This is a genomic window from Burkholderia sp. Ac-20392 (assembly GCF_017104585.1).
Classification (GTDB): domain Bacteria; phylum Pseudomonadota; class Gammaproteobacteria; order Burkholderiales; family Burkholderiaceae; genus Burkholderia; species Burkholderia lata.
In genome coordinates this window covers 1-693 of the sequence record NZ_JAAGPB010001166.1, presented here as the reverse complement: position 1 = coordinate 693, position 693 = coordinate 1, and the positions used below count along the sequence as shown (strand labels likewise).

Here is a 693-nt window from a genome sequence, read left to right as displayed (position 1 = left end):
CCATGCACGCAACCGGCGCTGCGCGCGCACCGTGCCGCACGGGCTCGTCGCCACCGCCACGCACGACCACAAGCGCGGCGAGGATGCCCGTGCGCGACTGGCCGTGCTCAGCGAAATACCCGACACGTGGCGCATGGTGTCGCTCGACTGGTCCGCACTCAACCGGCCGCATCGCGGCGGCGCGCATCGCGATCTCGCCTGGGCGCCGGGCCCGGCCGCCGAGGCGATGCTGTACCAGACGCTCGTCGGCTGCTGGCCGCCTGAACTCGCGCCCAACGATGCAGCGGGGCTCGCGGCACTTGCCGAACGCGTCGTGCAATGGCAGACGAAGGCGCTGCGCGAAGCGAAACGGCACACCGACTGGCTCGCGCCCGATACGCGCTACGAGCGCGATTGCGAAGCATTCGTCCGTGCGATCCTGACGCCGCGCGGCGCCGGCGACTTCGCGCACCGGCTGCATGCGTTCGTCGCGCGGATCGCACCGGCCGGCGTCGTCAACAGCCTGACGCAGGCCGTGCTCCGGATGGCGTCGCCCGGCGTGCCCGACCTGTATCAAGGGACCGAATCATGGGATCACTCGCTCGTCGATCCGGACAACCGCCGCGACGCGCCGTTCGCGGCGCTCGCGGCCGAACGGGTCGACGGGCCGGTCGCGTCGTACCTGCCGGCGTGGCCCGATGCACGCGACCGGCA

General features: G+C 72.3%; 1 pseudogene. It reads left to right on the top strand.

From position 1 onward, the window contains the following. Positions 1-693: pseudogene (locus G3N99_RS41420) on the top strand (malto-oligosyltrehalose synthase); the annotation flags it as partial.